At 38.8% G+C, this 16,617-nt stretch carries 15 protein-coding genes; 5 read left to right on the forward strand and 10 right to left on the reverse strand.

The genetic code is table 11. The features are described 5' to 3' along the window. Positions 1-254: 254 nt before the first annotated feature. The gene (locus G466_RS0109335) at positions 255-1,451 is read left to right on the forward strand and encodes a porin (protein WP_026813421.1); all 1,197 of its coding nucleotides are present in this window, start codon (positions 255-257) and stop codon (positions 1,449-1,451) included. A 74-nt stretch (positions 1,452-1,525) separates the two neighbouring features. After that, complete coding sequence (locus tag G466_RS0109340) at positions 1,526-3,793, forward strand: inorganic phosphate transporter (RefSeq protein WP_026813422.1); 2,268 nt, start codon at positions 1,526-1,528, stop codon at positions 3,791-3,793. Between the two features lie 194 nt (positions 3,794-3,987). On the opposite strand, the gene nadD is transcribed toward G466_RS0109340, so the two are convergent. From nadD to G466_RS0109375, 7 genes are all read right to left on the reverse strand, one after another. After that, positions 3,988-4,575 (reverse strand): nicotinate (nicotinamide) nucleotide adenylyltransferase, encoded by a 588-nt coding sequence (gene nadD / locus G466_RS0109345; protein WP_026813423.1) that lies wholly within the window; start codon positions 4,573-4,575, stop codon positions 3,988-3,990. Between the two features lie 79 nt (positions 4,576-4,654). Further along, positions 4,655-5,239 carry a guanylate kinase gene (gene gmk / locus G466_RS0109350; RefSeq protein WP_026813424.1) on the reverse strand — a complete coding sequence of 195 codons (585 nt, stop codon included), beginning with the start codon at positions 5,237-5,239 and terminating at the stop codon, positions 4,655-4,657. Next, complete coding sequence (locus G466_RS0109355; protein ID WP_026813425.1) at positions 5,239-6,096, reverse strand: YicC/YloC family endoribonuclease; 858 nt, start codon at positions 6,094-6,096, stop codon at positions 5,239-5,241. Before G466_RS0109355 ends, gmk begins: the two co-directional genes overlap by 1 nt. 94 nt (positions 6,097-6,190) lie before the next feature. Continuing rightward, on the reverse strand, positions 6,191-6,451 hold the full coding sequence (locus G466_RS23110; RefSeq protein ID WP_189356676.1) for an SdpI family protein: 261 nt from the start codon (positions 6,449-6,451) through the stop codon (positions 6,191-6,193). A 131-nt stretch (positions 6,452-6,582) separates the two neighbouring features. After that, a complete protein-coding gene (locus G466_RS0109365; protein WP_026813426.1) occupies positions 6,583-7,413 on the reverse strand; it encodes a 3-keto-disaccharide hydrolase in 831 nt (276 codons plus the stop codon). 18 nt (positions 7,414-7,431) lie between these two features. Further along, a complete protein-coding gene (locus G466_RS0109370) occupies positions 7,432-8,214 on the reverse strand; it encodes a 3-keto-disaccharide hydrolase (protein ID WP_026813427.1) in 783 nt (260 codons plus the stop codon). Between the two features lie 18 nt (positions 8,215-8,232). After that, positions 8,233-9,285, reverse strand: a complete 1,053-nt coding sequence (locus G466_RS0109375) for a sugar phosphate isomerase/epimerase family protein (RefSeq protein ID WP_026813428.1) — start codon at positions 9,283-9,285, stop codon at positions 8,233-8,235. A 502-nt stretch (positions 9,286-9,787) separates the two neighbouring features. On the opposite strand from G466_RS0109375, the gene G466_RS0109385 reads away from it, so the two are divergent. Next, positions 9,788-10,243 (forward strand): ASCH domain-containing protein, encoded by a 456-nt coding sequence (locus G466_RS0109385; protein ID WP_026813429.1) that lies wholly within the window; start codon positions 9,788-9,790, stop codon positions 10,241-10,243. A gap of 70 nt (positions 10,244-10,313) precedes the next feature. On the opposite strand, the gene G466_RS0109390 is transcribed toward G466_RS0109385, so the two are convergent. The 3 genes from G466_RS0109390 to G466_RS0109400 all read right to left on the reverse strand — a co-directional run bounded on the left by G466_RS0109390 (position 10,314) and on the right by G466_RS0109400 (position 14,120). Continuing rightward, complete coding sequence (locus G466_RS0109390) at positions 10,314-11,450, reverse strand: Gfo/Idh/MocA family protein (protein ID WP_026813430.1); 1,137 nt, start codon at positions 11,448-11,450, stop codon at positions 10,314-10,316. A gap of 20 nt (positions 11,451-11,470) precedes the next feature. Beyond that, positions 11,471-12,700 (reverse strand): nucleoside permease, encoded by a 1,230-nt coding sequence (locus G466_RS0109395; RefSeq protein ID WP_026813431.1) that lies wholly within the window; start codon positions 12,698-12,700, stop codon positions 11,471-11,473. A gap of 424 nt (positions 12,701-13,124) precedes the next feature. After that, complete coding sequence (locus tag G466_RS0109400; protein ID WP_026813432.1) at positions 13,125-14,120, reverse strand: sugar phosphate isomerase/epimerase family protein; 996 nt, start codon at positions 14,118-14,120, stop codon at positions 13,125-13,127. 134 nt (positions 14,121-14,254) lie between these two features. On the opposite strand from G466_RS0109400, the gene G466_RS0109405 reads away from it, so the two are divergent. Both G466_RS0109405 and G466_RS0109410 read left to right on the forward strand, forming a co-directional pair. Next, positions 14,255-15,967 (forward strand): GMC oxidoreductase, encoded by a 1,713-nt coding sequence (locus tag G466_RS0109405; protein WP_026813433.1) that lies wholly within the window; start codon positions 14,255-14,257, stop codon positions 15,965-15,967. Then, entirely contained in the window at positions 15,967-16,614 is a 648-nt protein-coding gene (locus G466_RS0109410) for a gluconate 2-dehydrogenase subunit 3 family protein (RefSeq protein ID WP_026813434.1), read from the forward strand. The genes G466_RS0109405 and G466_RS0109410 overlap by 1 nt, the downstream gene beginning before the upstream one ends. Positions 16,615-16,617: the final 3 nt, after the last annotated feature.

Below are 16,617 nucleotides of genomic sequence, written 5' to 3' on the forward strand. Positions count from 1 at the left end.
CCTCATTGTTTGCTTAAGTTTAACGATAATTTAATTCAATTTTTACATCCCTATGGCAGCCACATACTACTTTTGCTGCTCTTATATTAAAAACAGTTTCATTGATTTTATTAGTTTTTGTCGACTATTTACGTGAAACTCAGCTACCTTTAACCAAGGTAGCTTTTTTATTTAAAGTAAATTTGTTTGTTTCTTTACATTAAGTTAACAATCATTTCAGAAATTTGCAGCCGACAAAAACTAATACTTTATCTATGAAACAAATAGCGCTATTGCTATTCATTTTCTCCTGCACCCAATCTTTTTCCCAAACCCCAGCCCCAGAATTTGGTAAAGGATTATTAAATCTCGTTGGCAAGGATAGCACGTGGACAATGAAACTTGCAACACGAATGCAGTTTTTATCCGCTACAACCTGGGACCAAAACAGTGATGATAAATGGGTAGACCCCCACAGCACGGCATTGGTCCGTAGAGCACGATTTAAATTTGATGGATTTGCCTATTCCCAAAAATTAAAATATAAAATAGAACTAGGATTATCTAACCGCGATATGTCAGGGGCTTCCGAATACACAAGCAATGCCCCTAGATATATTTTAGATGCGGTGGTTATGTGGAACTTTTACGAAAACTTTGAATTATGGATCGGACAGGCTAAATTGCCTGGCAATATGGAGCGCGTTATCTCTTCTGGAAACCTACAACAGGTAGACCGATCAATGCTAAATAGCAAATTTACTTTAGACCGTGAGACAGGACTTCAGCTTAGGCACCATTTTTATCTCCACAATAATTTCTTAATTCGTGAAAAGTTTGCCTTATCTCAAGGGGAAGGTAGAAATGTTACCAACGGAAATATTGGCGGCGCACAGTTTACCGGTAGAATAGAATTACTCCCTTTCGGTGAGTTTTCCGGTGAGGGCGAATATAAGGGAAGCGACCTAGCACGCGAAGAACAACCTAAACTTATGCTCTCTGCTACCTATGACTATAATAGCAATGCCGTTAAAACCAGGAGCAATCAAGGCACCTACATGGTAAATGATATAGGCTTTCATAAAACCGACATAAATACTTTATTTTTGGATGCCATGTTTAAATATAGGGGCTTTTCCTTTATGGGCGAATATGCACATAGAAATGCACAAGATCCTATAGCAAAAAACGCAGATGGCAGCCCTACTGGAGATAAAGTAGCGGTTGGCGATGGCCTAAATTTACAATCAGGCTATCTTTTAAAGAATAATTGGGAGGTTTCTGGAAGGTATACCCATATTTCCTTAGATGAAGCCATAACTGGCAACCCACCCGAAAATCAATATACTTTAGGTCTTTCTAAATACATAGTAGGCCACAAATTAAAAATTCAAACGGATCTAAGTTATTTATCCGTTAATGGCGGAACCAACGAATTAATGTATAGATTACAATTCGATATTCATTTTTAAGCAATAAGATAACATTAAGATAACATTAGCAACCAACGGACTTCAGATATTTGCAAACATTTTTCTTAGCTACTATGGATAATATATACTTTTTAATGATCATTGCCCTAGTCTTTTTGGCAGTAGCCGATTTGATAGTGGGCGTTAGTAACGATGCAGTTAATTTTTTAAACTCAGCTATTGGCTCCAAAGCCATCTCTTTTAGGACTATTATGGTCGTAGCGAGTCTAGGTATTGCTATAGGTGCCATTTTTTCGAGTGGGATGATGGAAGTAGCCCGAAAAGGGATATTTAATCCCAGTGAGTTTATGTTCAGTGAGATCATGATTATTTTTATGGCGGTAATGATTACCGACATCCTGCTTCTAGACTTCTTTAACACTATAGGAATGCCCACCTCTACTACCGTCTCCATTGTATTTGAACTTCTGGGAGCATCAGTAGCAATGGCATTTATAAAAGTAGGGGCAGATTCTGGAAGTTATATAGATGTATACAACTATATTAACACCTCCAAAGCGACCGAAATTATCATGGGTATTCTCCTCTCCGTGGTAATCGCATTTTCTGTAGGAGCTTTTGTTCAGTACATATCCCGACTATTACTCACCTTCGAATTTAGAAAAAAAGCGAAATGGATGGGAGCACTTTTTAGTGGAATAGCACTTACTGCAATTACCTATTTTATCTTGATAAAAGGATTAAATGGAGCCTCTTTTGTCAGCGAAAATTTTTTAGCAATTATCCAGGCAAATACATTGGCAATTGTTGTTGGTAGTCTTTTCCTTTGGTTCCTAATTTCCTATATCATATCAACCGTTTTAAACTACGACATTTACAAGCTTATTATTATTGTAGGAACCTTTGCATTGGCACTTGCATTTGCCGGTAATGATTTGGTGAACTTTATAGGTGTGCCTATAGCCGCTTGGGAATCTTTTGAGGCCTGGAATAGCTCCGGAGTAGCTGCCAATGAATTTAACATGGGGATGCTTTCGGCAAAAGTAGCCACCAATCCATATATCTTGTTTGGGGCGGGAATGATCATGGTGCTTACCTTATGGTTTTCCAAAAAAGCGCGCTACGTAACACAGACCGAAATTAACCTATCCCGAGAGGGGGAATCGAAAGAGCGATTTCAACCAAATTTTTTATCCAGGACCATCGTTAGGGTCGCCATGCTCATATCGTCTGGAACAAACGCATTGATCCCGGCATCCCTTAAGAAAAAAATTGACATTAAATTTGAGAAGCCCGTAATAGCCCTATCAAAAGATAAAACTTTTGAAATGCCCGCTTTTGATATTATTAGAGCAGCGGTAAACCTTATGGTAGCCGGGGTATTAATATCTTTAGCTACCTCATACAAACTACCATTATCTACCACCTATGTTACCTTCATGGTAGCCATGGGATCTTCTCTTGCAGATAGGGCATGGGGTGCAGAAAGCGCTGTTTACCGAGTTGCCGGAGTATTAAATGTTATTGGAGGATGGTTTTTCACCGCATTTATGGCATTTACTTCTGCTGCAGTAATTGCATATCTGATCAATATACATGTACCTTCCATGGTTGCAATCCTTCTATTGGTAGCGGTATTTCTTTTAGTACGTAATTATATTTCCCACAGCAAAAAATCTAAAGAAATTAGTGCAGAAGATAGCTTGAGAAAAGCAGAAAGCAGTTCTATACAAGGTGTAATTGAAGAAAGTGCCAACAACATTTCTAACGTGGCCAAAAGAAGCAACAAGATATACACTAACACCATAAACGGATTGGCAAAACAAGATTTGGACATGCTTAAGAAAAATAAAAAGCAAGTGACAAAACTTTCTGCCGAGGTAGATGATCTTAGAGATCATATCTTTTTCTTCATTAAAAACCTGGACGAAGCCAGTGTCGGGGCAAGTAATTTCTACATTAATATCCTAGGATATTTGCAGGATATGGCTCAATCACTAGAGTATTTATCCAAAATAAGTCACAAGCACATTAATAATAATCATAAGAAATTAAAATACAATCAAATAAAAGAGATCAAGGAAATAGATCAAAAGCTAGATCTGTTACTTAGCGAGACCAAGGAAGCTTTCGAGACCCGTAATTTCACCAAAATAGGGACTATACTAGGCAGTAAACAAACTTTGCTCGATATGGTCTCCCAGAAAATTGAAAAACAGATTGAACGGACCCGTACAGAGGAATCCAGTCCAAAGAATACTACCCTGTATTTCACCATTCTATTGGAAACTAAAGATTTTATAAACGCCACTATGAATCTATTGGAACTATACTATCAAGAACATGATAGTACGGTAAAACCTGCCAAGGTAGAAGTGTAGGCCAATTCATTGATTAAAATCCGAAAAGGCAAACCGTAGCTTTATAGCACAGTTTGCCTTTTTTAGTTTTTTAATAATAGAAGGAATCTCATTGATGGTTACAGTACGACTCACTGCCACCAATTTAGGCGCATTAGAACTAATATCTCCCTAGAATCACAGCATCGAAACAGTTAACTACTATTAGCCTCGTCTTAACCATAGAAGTTCATATGATCTATATATTCCCATACTGCATCGGGAAGTAAAGGCCGTATATTTTTCTTTAATTTAATTTGGTCGCGAATAAAAGTGGAAGATATTTCCATAATTGGAGCCGCAACATGATGTATGCTCTCATGACCTTCAAATCTATTTTCTATTTTCCCTTCAGAAATCCTAGGGTACACATAGATATCGTGATGCTCCAGTATAACCTCATAGTTCTTCCATTTATGGAAACCCTTTAGGTTATCCTCACCCATGATAAGGGAAAAATCGTATTTACCCTTGTATTTTTCATTGATATGAGCCAACGTATGTATCGTATAATTGGGCTGTGGCAAATTAAATTCTATATCACTTGCTTTTAATTTGGGATAGTTTTTTACCGCCTCAAAGACCAGTTGATATCTATCATTGTTATCCAACAAGGTTTTTTTGGTTTTAAAGGGACTTTGTGGTGTTATTACAAACCACACCTCATCTAAATCCGAGAACTCCACCATATGATTGGCAAGTACCAAATGACCAATATGTATGGGATTGAACGTCCCAAAAAACAGTCCTATTTTTTTCTTCATGCCTTTACAAAGTCCGTTATCACTTTAAAAAAACTTTATTTGATCAGCTAGAGAGAACAAACTGCAAATTAAAGTTGGCTTAAGCTTTAGCTTCTGCACCTATAAATTCTGCCACCAGTTTATGCGCTTCATCTAGCGCTACCTCTAGATCATAATTCTTTATAATCTTATCAAATTGGGGTGCAGTTGCCAATTCTACCGAGGCCTTGGCAATACGCATATTAATTTTGTCCTCAGATTCAGTACTTCGTTTTTTTAACCTAATTTTTAGCTCATCCACGCTTGGTGGCTTCACAAAAACAGCAAGCGTCCGTTCCGGAAACTTCTTCTTGATCCGTAAGCCTCCTGCAACATCTATATCAAAGATTACATTTTTCCCTTCGGCCCACAGTCGCTCTACTTCACTTTTTAGGGTTCCATAGAAATTATCCCGATATACCTCTTCCCATTCTAAAAAGTCATCTGCTTTTATATGTTTCTTAAACTCGGACAAACGCATAAAATAATAATGTTCCCCGTGTTTTTCCTTGCCCCGCCTTGGCCTAGATGTGGCAGATATGGAAAACGCCAAATTAAGTTCTGGTTGCTCCAGAAGGTGCCTTACTATGGTTGTTTTACCACTTCCTGAAGGCGCTGAAAATATAATTAATTTACCTCCTTTCATTATAATACATTGAGCATTTGTTCTTTAATCTTCTCCAACTCATCCTTCATCTGCACTACCAATTGTTGCATGGGCGCAAAGTTTGCCTTAGAACCAATGGTATTTATCTCCCTACCGATTTCCTGCCCTATAAAAGCCAGTTTCTTTCCGTTAGAATCTTCAGAGCCCAAGGTAGATGTGAAATAATCCAAATGGTTTTGTAATCTTACTTTCTCCTCTGTTATATCGTATTTCTCTAGATAGTAGATCAATTCCTGCTCAAACCGATTCTCATCTAAATCCACCTTTAAATCGGATACGGCCTTTTCTAATCGCTCTCTTATGGTTTGCAACCTATCCTTATCCATAATAGCTACTTTGGACAATAACGCTTTTAAAGTAGCTATCCTAGCCTTAAAATCATCCTCCAAGACTTTTCCTTCCTCGGTTCGGAAATTATTGATTTCCTTTAAAGCTTCGGTAAGTGTATCCTTTATAACTAAAAACTCCTCTTCATCTATATCCTCTCTTTCAGTTTTCATGGTATCCGGAATACGCATTGCTATTTCTAGTAACGCCATATCATTTCCTGGTACAATCTTTCCCAATTGCTGCATATACTGTCGTACTACGGTCTCATTCACCATTGAAGAGGTCTCCTCACCTGTATTTTCAATATATAAACCAAAATCTACCTTCCCCCTTACAAGAGAACTGGCAATGGTCTTGCGCAATTCCAATTCCTTTTCCCTGTATGCAGATGGTATCCTAGCATTTAGATCTAGACTTTTGCTGTTAAGGGATTTTATCTCTATGGTGATTTTTTTTGATGGAAGCTGTATTACATGCTTCCCAAAACCCGTCATGGATTGAATCATAAATTAATTTTAAGTTTTGACAAATGTAATCAAAATAGATTTTTTTAGCTTCAATCTATGTTACATTCAAGAAATTACAGCCCAGAAGAAATTACTAGCTTTGGAAATTACATAAAATTACTGTACGAGGGGTTAAGGGCTTTCCATCTTTATCGAAGTGAACTATTAGTTGGTTTTCGCACCACCAAAGTCCAATAATGACACCTATTACAAGTGAAAAAGCAGAAATAACAACTACCCAAGAAGGTGATATAGTATATGTAACAGCACCTATAGCCGTGGTGGAAACACCTAAATAAAATAGCATTTTTGCGCCAATTATATGGGCAAAATCCCATGTTTCCTTGGTCTTCATACTCCTGCGAGTGCGATAACCATAGAAGTAACTGATATTTTTAGGAGGGAATTTTTTATAAAACCAAGCTATCGGTAGTAATATACCACCTGGAGTCAAGGCTAATATAAAAAATTCCCATTCCAACTATATCATAATTCCCTTACCCAAATATTCCTAAAACTCACCCTGCTATTATCTCCATGGTCTTGAAGCTTTAGAGGGCCTTTTCCGTGTGGCGGGTTCTTGGGCCAACCTACATAAGGTGTAGTTCCCTTTATCTCTACATTATCCTGAATCAAGATGCCATTATGGATTACCGTCATGGTTCCCGATTTAGTTTTGTCCCCTTTTTCATTAAACTCCGGGGCATGATAAATTATATCATAACTATTCCATTCCCCACTGGGCACAGAAGCCATGGCCAGAGGAGTGTGTTGCTTGTAGATGGAGCCTACTTGGCCGTTTACATAGGTTTCATTATCGTTATTATCCAATATCTGAACCTCGTAAAGCCCTTGTAAAAAAACACCACTATTACCCCTACTCTGTCCTTTTCCTTGAATATCGGCGGGAGATTTCCACTCCAAGTGCAATTGCACGCTACCAAACTTCTGTACGGTCTGTATATCACCGGTCTTATTGGCAACAGTCATACTTCCATCCGAATTTACGAGCCACTTGGCATTGGTACTATCCTTAGCACTCACCCAATTATCCAAATTATCACCGCCAAATAGCACAATGGCGTCACTTGGGGGGGCAATAAAATTAACGTTCGATTTTATAACCGGAGGGACAGGCTTGTACACCTCAGTTTCTTCGGGCTTGGTAGGCTCGGCTCCATTATACTCTTCATGAACTACGATAGTATTTGTATTTGAAGCGATCTCTTTTGGCTGTAATGGATCTACTTCTACTTTCTCCTTACAAGCCACAGTAAGCAACAATATTAGGAGGACATAACTAAATTTCAATTTCATAAGTTTTAGATTTATAAATTAATCCAAGGATTTGATTTTTATATTTCTAAACGCTACTATATCCCCATGATCTTGAAGACCGATTCTACCAGTTGGATACTTCCCAAAATGCTCAGATCCCTTAAATTTGGATTTGTCTACCATAGCCTCCCAATCTGCTCCATTAACGGGGAAACTAGCAATTTCAGTTCCGTTTAACACTACACTACCTTCATTGGTTTTATGGTTTACTGTGAGCACACAGGTATTCCATTCCCCAACAGGTTTGGTAACATCCTCACTTGGCCCAACCATATCGTACAATGCCCCGGCCTGACGAATAGGTCCGTTTTTGGCATCCGGGTGCTTTTCATTATCCAAAACTTGGATCTCCGGCCCAGAAAGATACGCTTCGTGCAAACTTTCTACTTCCTTTACTCCCCAAAAGATACCGCTATTACCACCTTCGGATATTCTCCACTCCATAGAAAGTACAAAATTGGTAAAATCATCTTTGGTCACTAGATTATACTTCTCTCCTTTTTTGCGGTCTTTGGGTGGGTAGAATACCATAGCGTCATCCTCTATCTTCCAAGCATCTCCTACACCGTCTTCCAAATACCTTTTCCAAGCGTCAAAATTCGTCCCATCAAAAAGCACCTGCCATTCTCCATCTGTTGCAGAGAGCGGTGATGGAGGCGTTCCCTTCTTTTCTGTGTTTGCCATTGGATCTGAATCTACATCCATGTTCTTTTTATCTGATTTATCCTTACAGCCGATCATTAAAACAGCGATCAAGGCAGTGTATACTAAATTTTTCATCAATGTGTAGTTATATAATTAAAGTCCTAATATTTTTTTTAGCATTTTTTCATCAGTCTTGGCGCCTGCGAAATCATCAAACGTTTTTTCAGTTGCCTCTATGATATGGTCTTGAATAAACTTGGCACCTTCCCTAGCCCCTTGCTCAGGACTTTTTATACAGCATTCCCATTCCATTACTGCCCAAACATCACACCCGTACTGCGTTAATTTTGAAAATATGGTTTTAAAATCGATTTGTCCATCTCCAAGTGAGCGATATCTTCCTGCACGGTCTCCCCAATCATTATACCCCCCAAACATCCCTTTTTTCCCAGTTGGATTAAATTCAGAGTCCTTTACATGAAACGATTTAATAAACTCGTGATAGTGATCTATATAGGAAATATAATCTAGTTGCTGAAGCACAAAATGACTTGGATCGTACAAAATATTCACCCTTTTATGGTTCCCGGTCGCTTCCAAAAAGCGCTCAAAAGTATCGCCATCATGAAGGTCTTCTCCGGGATGAATTTCATAACAAACATCTACCCCCTCCTTATCATAATGATTTAGAATTGGCAGCCATCTCTTTGCCAATTCCTCAAAACCCATCTCTACCAATCCCGCAGGACGCTGTGGCCAAGGGTGCATGGTATGCCATAAAAGGGATCCAGAAAAAGTGGCATGGGCTTTTAATCCCAACCTACGGCTAGCAGTAGCTGCCTTTTTAACCACCTCTACGGCCCATTCTGTACGTGCCTTAGGATTATTCCTAACCTTCTCTGGCGCAAAACTATCGAACATAAGATCGTACGCCGGATGCACAGCTACTAATTGGCCTTGCAAATGGGTAGAAAGCTCCGTGATTTCCAATCCATAAGAGTTTACCTTTGCTTTAAGTTCATCACAGTAGGTCTGACTCTCCGCTGCCTTATCTAGGTCGATCAGGAAATCTACCCAAGTAGGAATTTGAATCCCTTTATACCCTAGATCAGACGCCCATTTACATATCCCGTCCAAAGAATTGAACGGCGCTTTTTCATCTATAAACTGTGCCAAAAATACGGCTGGCCCCTTAATTGTTTTCATATGTAACTATTTATTGTTTTTAACGGTCATATGTAATTCGCATATCTTCATTCCTGTTCGCGACCAGATTTCAGTCATGCTCATTTCATATAGGTATCTAATAATTTATTATTTCCAACTGTTAATAAAAGGCATTACCATGAAAAAATAGAAAAATAAAAAGTTGGCAATTGATAATTGGCCACTTTTACTCCCCATTAAACTGGACAACTATTTAAATGCCTTATCGTTTAAAAAATTTAATAATTTAGTTCTATATTTAAAAAATGGTAGACTTTTTACCATTCTAAAAAGTGAAGTCATAAATATAAGGAAACCAAAAGAATTATCAGAATAATATAACATGGAATAACCTTAGAATTTAAGGCAGCGTTTTGGATAGCAAAAGAACAACAAATCCTTTACTCAGATAAGACGCCAATTAATCTGTCCAACAAGGCTTTTAAACGGTAAAGACATGAGCAATTTGGTGATTATGGAAAAATAATCTTAGATTACATTAATGGAAAATAGATCAGCTAAACATATGTGGGGTGACTTCTTAGAAGCTCATCCTGAATTCGCCAGTACGAAAGACCCGGACACTATTCAATTTTTTGAGAATGAAAACGATGCCGACCGGCATTCACAATTGGCGCTCAACAGAACCAAAACAGCAACTTCCTTCTCCTTGTTAGGCATACAGCACAGGAAGGAATCGCTACCAAAGATCGGGTCTTTTTTAATTATTGTGGACGGGAGAGGGAATGCACAATGCGTGGTACGCATACTATCTTCTGCTTTAAAGCCGTGGTTCAGCATCACCGAAGAATATAGTAGGCGGGATGGCTTTGATAACCTTACTCAATGGAAAAACACCTATTGGGATTATTTCTCCAAACAATTATCTCCTTTTGGCCGCACTCCCCAGGAAAGCATGATTGTGATTTGTGTTTCCTTTGAGAAAGTATATGGCTAATGCACTTCAAGCAAATAAAAAAAGAGGCTGCCCTTATGGACAGCCTCTTTTTGGTTTTGGTCGCTAGCGTTTAATCAAGCTCCACCCAAACGTTACCTTTCTTATTAGATTCTACCGTACTTTCAATAAAATCCATTCCACGGACAGCATCCAACATAGTTGGGAATTCCCCGTCGTTATATTCTTGTCCTCGGATAGCTCTAGCTACTCCCTTATAGATGTTCGCCATGGCATCAAAAATTCCTTCTGGATGTCCTGGAGGTAATTTAGTACCGTCCAATGACAGTTCTGAATTATAGGCATGTCCTGGCTTAAATATCTGCAATGGTTCTGTATCGCTTTGAACTTGTAGATAATTTGGATTCTCTTGCTCCCATCTTAGTCCGCCTTTATCGCCATAAATAGCAATGGCAAGACCATTTTCTTCTCCGGTGGCCACCTGGCTGGCACGGACCACTCCCTTTACATGCGAATCCATGCGTATCAACACAGTTCCATCCACATCCATTTGGTTATCATCATACAAGTAGTTAAAATCGGCCAAAATAGATTTTATCCTTAATCCAGTAGTAAATTCTACCATATTAAATGCATGTACCCCAATATCGGCCATACAGGAACTTATTCCTGCTTTTTTAGGATCCAGTCTCCACACAGTGGAACGCTTTTCCTTGTCGTGGATAATGGAGTTGATCCACCCTTGGTAATAGCGCACATCTACCTTATGAACTTTTCCAATAGCTCCAGCCTTTATCATTTCCCTCATTTGACGCACCATGGGATAGCCGGTATACGTATGGGTAATAGCAAATATAGTATTCGTCTTTTCTTGAGCCGCCTGCAATATTTTTGCCTCCTCATAAGTGGTGGTCATCGGTTTCTCACAGATGACATGAAATCCGTTATCCAATAACTTTTTAGCCATTGGAAAATGCAGGAAGTTGGGTGTAAGGATAGAACATACTTGAATACGCTCTTCCTTTGGTAACTTCAACTCCTCTTCTACCAAGGTATCAAAATCCTTATAGATCCTATTTGTTGGGATATCTATTTCCTTGGCAAAAGCAATGCTTTCTTCGTAGTTAGGGTTGAACACCGCACCTACAATTTCATAATTATCATTTATTTGGGAGGCTACCCGGTGTAATATTCCGATAAGGGAATCACCCCCGCCACCTAAAATTCCTAATCTAATTTTTTTAGCCATATGATTAATTTTAAACTTAATTATTCTTTATACTCTACTTCCTCGTTCTTAAAAAATATAGTGAACAATATCATAACCCCAAATGCAAAAATAGCAGGGAAAGTCCAAATATCTACCCAGCTGTGTATTCCATCGCTCACAATATAACTATCTGTAATCACTCCTGCAACCCAGAATCCTATTAACATTCCTACTCCATAAGTAGCTAATGTAATTAGACCTTGTGCTGCACTCTTATATCTCTCCCCTGCTTTGGAATCTGTATAAATTTGTCCAGAAACAAAGAAAAAGTCGTAACAGATACCATGAAGTGCAATCCCTATTATTAGCATATAGGCTTGGTCTCCCGCATCGCCAAATGCAAACAAAAAGTACCTCACAGTCCAAGCTAGCATTCCTGCCATTAGAGTTTTCTTAAATCCAAACTTTCTAAAGAAGTAGGGTAGCAACAACATAAAAAGCACTTCCGATCCCTGGCCAATAGTCATTTTCCCTGTTGGATTTTCCATTCCTATTTCTGATAAAAAAGGATTTGCATTTTGATAATAAAATGCTAGTGGAATACATATTAAGATTGAAGAAACAAAGAATATTAAAAAGTTTCTATCCTTTAAAAGTGTAAGGGCATCCAAGCCCAGGATTTCCGAGATGGACGGTTTTTCGCTATTGCTTACTTTTGGCGGAGTTTTTGGAAGTGTAAAACTGAACAGCCCCAAAACCGCAGAAGCAATAGCCACCATTAGAAAAGTGTTCCTTAACAATCCACCTGCTCTAGCGGCTTCAGAATCCCATACAAACACAAAACTGATAACCAATCCTGCAACAATCCATCCTATAGTACCAAAAACACGCACAAATGAAAATTCCTTGGCCGGATTTTTCATCTGGTGAAAAGATATGGAGTTCACCAATGCCAATGTAGGCATATAAACGATCATATATCCCAATACATAAGGATAGAAAGCGGCAAAATCTACCGCTGTATACATTTGATACATCAATACCGCACCCAATAAATGCAGGATACCCAAAATACGTTCCGCATTAAAATACCTGTCAGCAATTAAGCCTATAATAAAAGGAGCTATAATGGCTCCCCAACTCTGAGTGGAAAATGCCATTGCTGTTTCTGCTCCGGTGGCATTGAGGTTATTGCCTAAAAAGGTACCTAAGGTAACAAACCAGCCTCCCCAAATAAAAAACTCGAGGAACATCATTGTAGAGAGCTGTGTCTTAATTTTTAAATTCATATTACTATATGTCGTTGTTTTTTGAGTAGTCTATCTGGTTAAAAGCAAAATTATCCAAGACTTATGCTTCTATCGCACAATCCTTAAAATAGACCGAAATATATAGCATCCCTAATTAGTATGATTAATGATATTAACAGTATCTCCTATTATATATAGCCCTAAGCTAATACGCTACTGGAGATGCTATTCCAATTACTCCAGTTGTTACTTATCTGCAATAACATATTGGTATTACATCTATTACATCATTAAAAAACTCCATTCTAACTATGGTGGCCACTACTATAAAACTAAAGAGCGCAATAGCCGGTCTGAAAAAATATTTTTTCAAGCTATTGCACTCTTCGATCCTCTTTTTATAGTCATTAAAATTGTAGTTAAAAGATTTACTTAAAGAATCATTCTACAATTTTAACTTTGATTAATTTAATTTACTACCTTCTTTTATTAGTAGGTCTCTAGTGGCTAAAATACCCTCTTCTTCACTTAATTCACCACCTTCATATTCTACCCCAATATATCCTGTATACCCAGCATCCTTAACGATCTTAAGAATTCTGCCATAATCTAAATTTCTTTCATTCCCATTTTCATCAAAAACGTTGGACTTGGCACTTACTGCTAAGGCATGTGGCATTAGCTCACTAAGTCCTTGGTAAGGATCGTAGCTCTCATCACACCCATTTGGAGTACGCTTTATACAGAAATTACCAAAGTCTGGAAGTGTACCACAGTTTTCCATATCCACTTTTGTCATTACCTCGGCCAACAAAGCGGCATTGGAAGACAACCCACCGTGGTTCTCCACCAATACATTAATATTTTTATCCTTCGCATAGGTAGCCAATTGGGTCAGTCCATCTACGGAGCTGGCAATCCACTCTTCTTGATTATTACTTCCAGATAGGTTTACCCTTATAGCGTGGCATCCCATTGCGGCAGCAGCATCTACCCATTTGTAGTGATTCTCAACAGCTGCTTTTCTTTTTGCAGCATCGGGTGTAGCCAAATCTCCCTGACCATCTATCATGATTAATAAGTTTTTTAAACCGTACTTCTCACTTTCAGCATTGCTCTTTGCTACAAAAGCATCCATGGCCTCTTTAGAAAAATTTGCTGCTTTTAATTCATCGTAATACAGACCACTTACATATTCCAAACCAGAGAAACCCCATTCTGAAGCTTTCTGCGCAAATGAATAAGGATCAACTCCTTCATTCCTGATCATTCTATGCATAGACCACTGTGCTAAGGAAAGTTTAAAAAACGGCTCTTCGGAAGCAGCAGTTACTGCAACGCTATCCTTATCCTTATCATTAGCTTGTTCTTTGGGAGCATCCTTGCAAGACAGCATACCTACAAACAATAATGCCATTACGAACTTAAACCCATTGACCTTCAAATTTTTACGTCTCATCTTCTTTTAAAATATTAATTTAAGGATTATCGAGTACTATAACGTTATAGTATCGCTGTATTCACAAATACAAGGTTTAAATGTAGAAAATTAATTCTATATTTAATAAATATATCAAACAAACAATTTTCCAGATGAGCAAATTTTATTATAACGAAGAACAAGAGTCTTACGATGCCATCGTAGTAGGCACGGGGATTAGCGGAGGTTGGGCCGCCAAAGAACTGTGCGAAAATGGGCTTAAAACACTGGTTTTGGAAAGAGGGAGAATGGTGAATCATATTGATGATTATACCACCGCAAATAAGGATGATTGGGATTTTCCGAACAATGGTGAACTAACCCCCGAAGAAAAGGCCAAGCAATTAAAACAGGCCAGAACGGGTTATACCGTAAAAGCACAACATAATAAGTGGTTCGTAAACGACTTAGAACATCCCTATAATGAAACCAAACGTTTCGATTGGATGCGGGGGTACCACGTAGGAGGTCGCTCCCTTACATGGGGAAGACACAGCTATCGATGGTCTGATATTGATTTTGAAGCCAATAGGAAGGACGGCATCGCAGTAGATTGGCCAGTAAGATATAAGGACATTGCACCATGGTATGATAAAGTAGAATCCTATATAGGGGTATGTGGGGAACATTTAGGATTGCCCCAATTACCAGATGGACAATTTTTACCCATGATGGAACTAAACTGCGTTGAACAGCACATTAGAGAAAAAGTGGCCGAAAATTTTGATGGTAGAGTAGTAACCGCAGGTAGAGTAGCACACATTACCGGAGATAAAGAATTTGAAGGACGTACCAAATGTCAATATAGAAATAGATGTATCAGAGGATGTCCTTTTGGAGCTTACTTTAGCAGTAACTCATCTACCCTTCCCGCAGCGGAACGCACGGGCAACCTTACTTTAAGACCAGATTCCATTGTAACGGAAGTTATTTACGACCCCAACACCAAAAAGGCCAGTGGAGTAAAAGTTATAGATAGGATAACAAAGGAGACCTTTGAATTTAAGTCTAAAGTTATCTTCTTATGTGCTTCTGCAATTGCCTCTACCTCTATATTAATGCAGTCTAAATCTGACCGTTTCCCTAACGGTATGGGCAATGACTCCGACCAATTGGGAAGAAACATCATGGACCACCATTTAGGTGTAGGAGCAAGTGGTAAGTTTGATGGATTTGAAGATAAATACTATAAAGGAAGAAAACCGAACGGTATATATGTTCCTAGATTTAAGAATCTAGGGGGCAACACCAATTCTAAAGATTATATCCGTGGATTTGGCTACCAAGGTGGGGCTAGTAGAGGCGATTGGGAAGAAACCATAGCCGAGCTTTCCCATGGTAAAGATCTTAAAGAAGCAATCTTGAAGCCAGGAGGGTGGACCTTTGGTATGATGGGCTTTGGCGAAGTATTACCCTATGAAGATAACCGCATGACCCTTGATTATGACAAATTAGATAGCTGGGGCTTACCAACCGTTACTTTTGATGCCGAATTCAAAGAAAACGAATGGAAGATGCGTGAAGATATGAGAGAACAAGCTGTAGAGATGTTGACCAAAGCAGGCCTACGCGACGTACAATCTTATGACAATCCAGGAGCTTTAGGCCTTGGAATACATGAAATGGGAACTGCCCGAATGGGAAGAAACCCAAAAACCTCTGTATTGAACGGTAACAACCAAGTGCACGCAGTCCCTAATGTGTATGTTACCGATGGATCATTTATGACATCGGCAAGTTGCGTAAATCCGTCGTTGACCTATATGGCCTTTACGGCTAGAGCTGCCAATCATGCCGCAAACGAACTTAAAAAAGGAAACTTATAATGGATAGGAGAAAAGCATTACGAAATATGGGCCTGTCACTAGGATATGTAGTGGCTACCCCAACGTTATTGAGCTTGATGCAAAGCTGCAAACAGGATGCCGAATTAGTATGGACACCCGATTTCTTAAATAAGGAGGAAGGAACTGTATTGACCACTCTAGTAGATATTATCCTTCCCAAAACAGATACTCCTTCCGCTTCCGAAGTGCAAGTTCATCTATTTATAGACCGCTTTGCAAATGAAATAATGGATAAGGAGCAGAAAGCGCTCTTTAAAATGGGCATGGGCAAGTTTATGGAAAAAGCCCTGGCAGATTCTGGCAAAAAGAAAATGGACGATCTAAAGGCGGAGGACCTTGAGCCTGTACTGGCCAATGCACTTAAAACCTCCAAGCCAGACCAAACAAAGCATTTTAAATTGATTTCCGAATATACCGAAGCCATTCGAGAAGAAAAAACGGCAACTTTGAGCGATGAAGTCTCTAGGTTTTCCTTTACCAACACGCTACGCGGACTCACCATATGGAGCTATAAGACCTCAGAATATGTAGGAGAAAATGTGCTAGCCTATTTGCCAGTCCCAGGAGAATATATTGGGTGTGGCGATCTACAAGAATTAACTGGTGGCAAGGCTTGGTCCATCTAAAAT

Source organism: Arenibacter certesii DSM 19833, assembly GCF_000429545.1.
In the GTDB taxonomy this organism is placed as follows: Bacteria; Bacteroidota; Bacteroidia; order Flavobacteriales; family Flavobacteriaceae; genus Arenibacter; species Arenibacter certesii.

Coding starts and splice junctions, on each gene's coding strand:
- G466_RS0109335 (WP_026813421.1), top strand. CDS start 255: ATGAAACAAATAGCGCTATTGCTATTCATTTTCTCCTGCACCCAATCT.
- G466_RS0109340 (WP_026813422.1), top strand. CDS start 1,526: ATGGATAATATATACTTTTTAATGATCATTGCCCTAGTCTTTTTGGCA.
- nadD (WP_026813423.1), bottom strand. CDS start 4,575: ATGAAGAAAAAAATAGGACTGTTTTTTGGGACGTTCAATCCCATACAT.
- gmk (WP_026813424.1), bottom strand. CDS start 5,239: ATGAAAGGAGGTAAATTAATTATATTTTCAGCGCCTTCAGGAAGTGGT.
- G466_RS0109355 (WP_026813425.1), bottom strand. CDS start 6,096: ATGATTCAATCCATGACGGGTTTTGGGAAGCATGTAATACAGCTTCCA.
- G466_RS23110 (WP_189356676.1), bottom strand. CDS start 6,451: ATGAAGACCAAGGAAACATGGGATTTTGCCCATATAATTGGCGCAAAA.
- G466_RS0109365 (WP_026813426.1), bottom strand. CDS start 7,413: ATGAAATTGAAATTTAGTTATGTCCTCCTAATATTGTTGCTTACTGTG.
- G466_RS0109370 (WP_026813427.1), bottom strand. CDS start 8,214: ATGAAAAATTTAGTATACACTGCCTTGATCGCTGTTTTAATGATCGGC.
- G466_RS0109375 (WP_026813428.1), bottom strand. CDS start 9,285: ATGAAAACAATTAAGGGGCCAGCCGTATTTTTGGCACAGTTTATAGAT.
- G466_RS0109385 (WP_026813429.1), top strand. CDS start 9,788: ATGGAAAATAGATCAGCTAAACATATGTGGGGTGACTTCTTAGAAGCT.
- G466_RS0109390 (WP_026813430.1), bottom strand. CDS start 11,450: ATGGCTAAAAAAATTAGATTAGGAATTTTAGGTGGCGGGGGTGATTCC.
- G466_RS0109395 (WP_026813431.1), bottom strand. CDS start 12,700: ATGAATTTAAAAATTAAGACACAGCTCTCTACAATGATGTTCCTCGAG.
- G466_RS0109400 (WP_026813432.1), bottom strand. CDS start 14,120: ATGAGACGTAAAAATTTGAAGGTCAATGGGTTTAAGTTCGTAATGGCA.
- G466_RS0109405 (WP_026813433.1), top strand. CDS start 14,255: ATGAGCAAATTTTATTATAACGAAGAACAAGAGTCTTACGATGCCATC.
- G466_RS0109410 (WP_026813434.1), top strand. CDS start 15,967: ATGGATAGGAGAAAAGCATTACGAAATATGGGCCTGTCACTAGGATAT.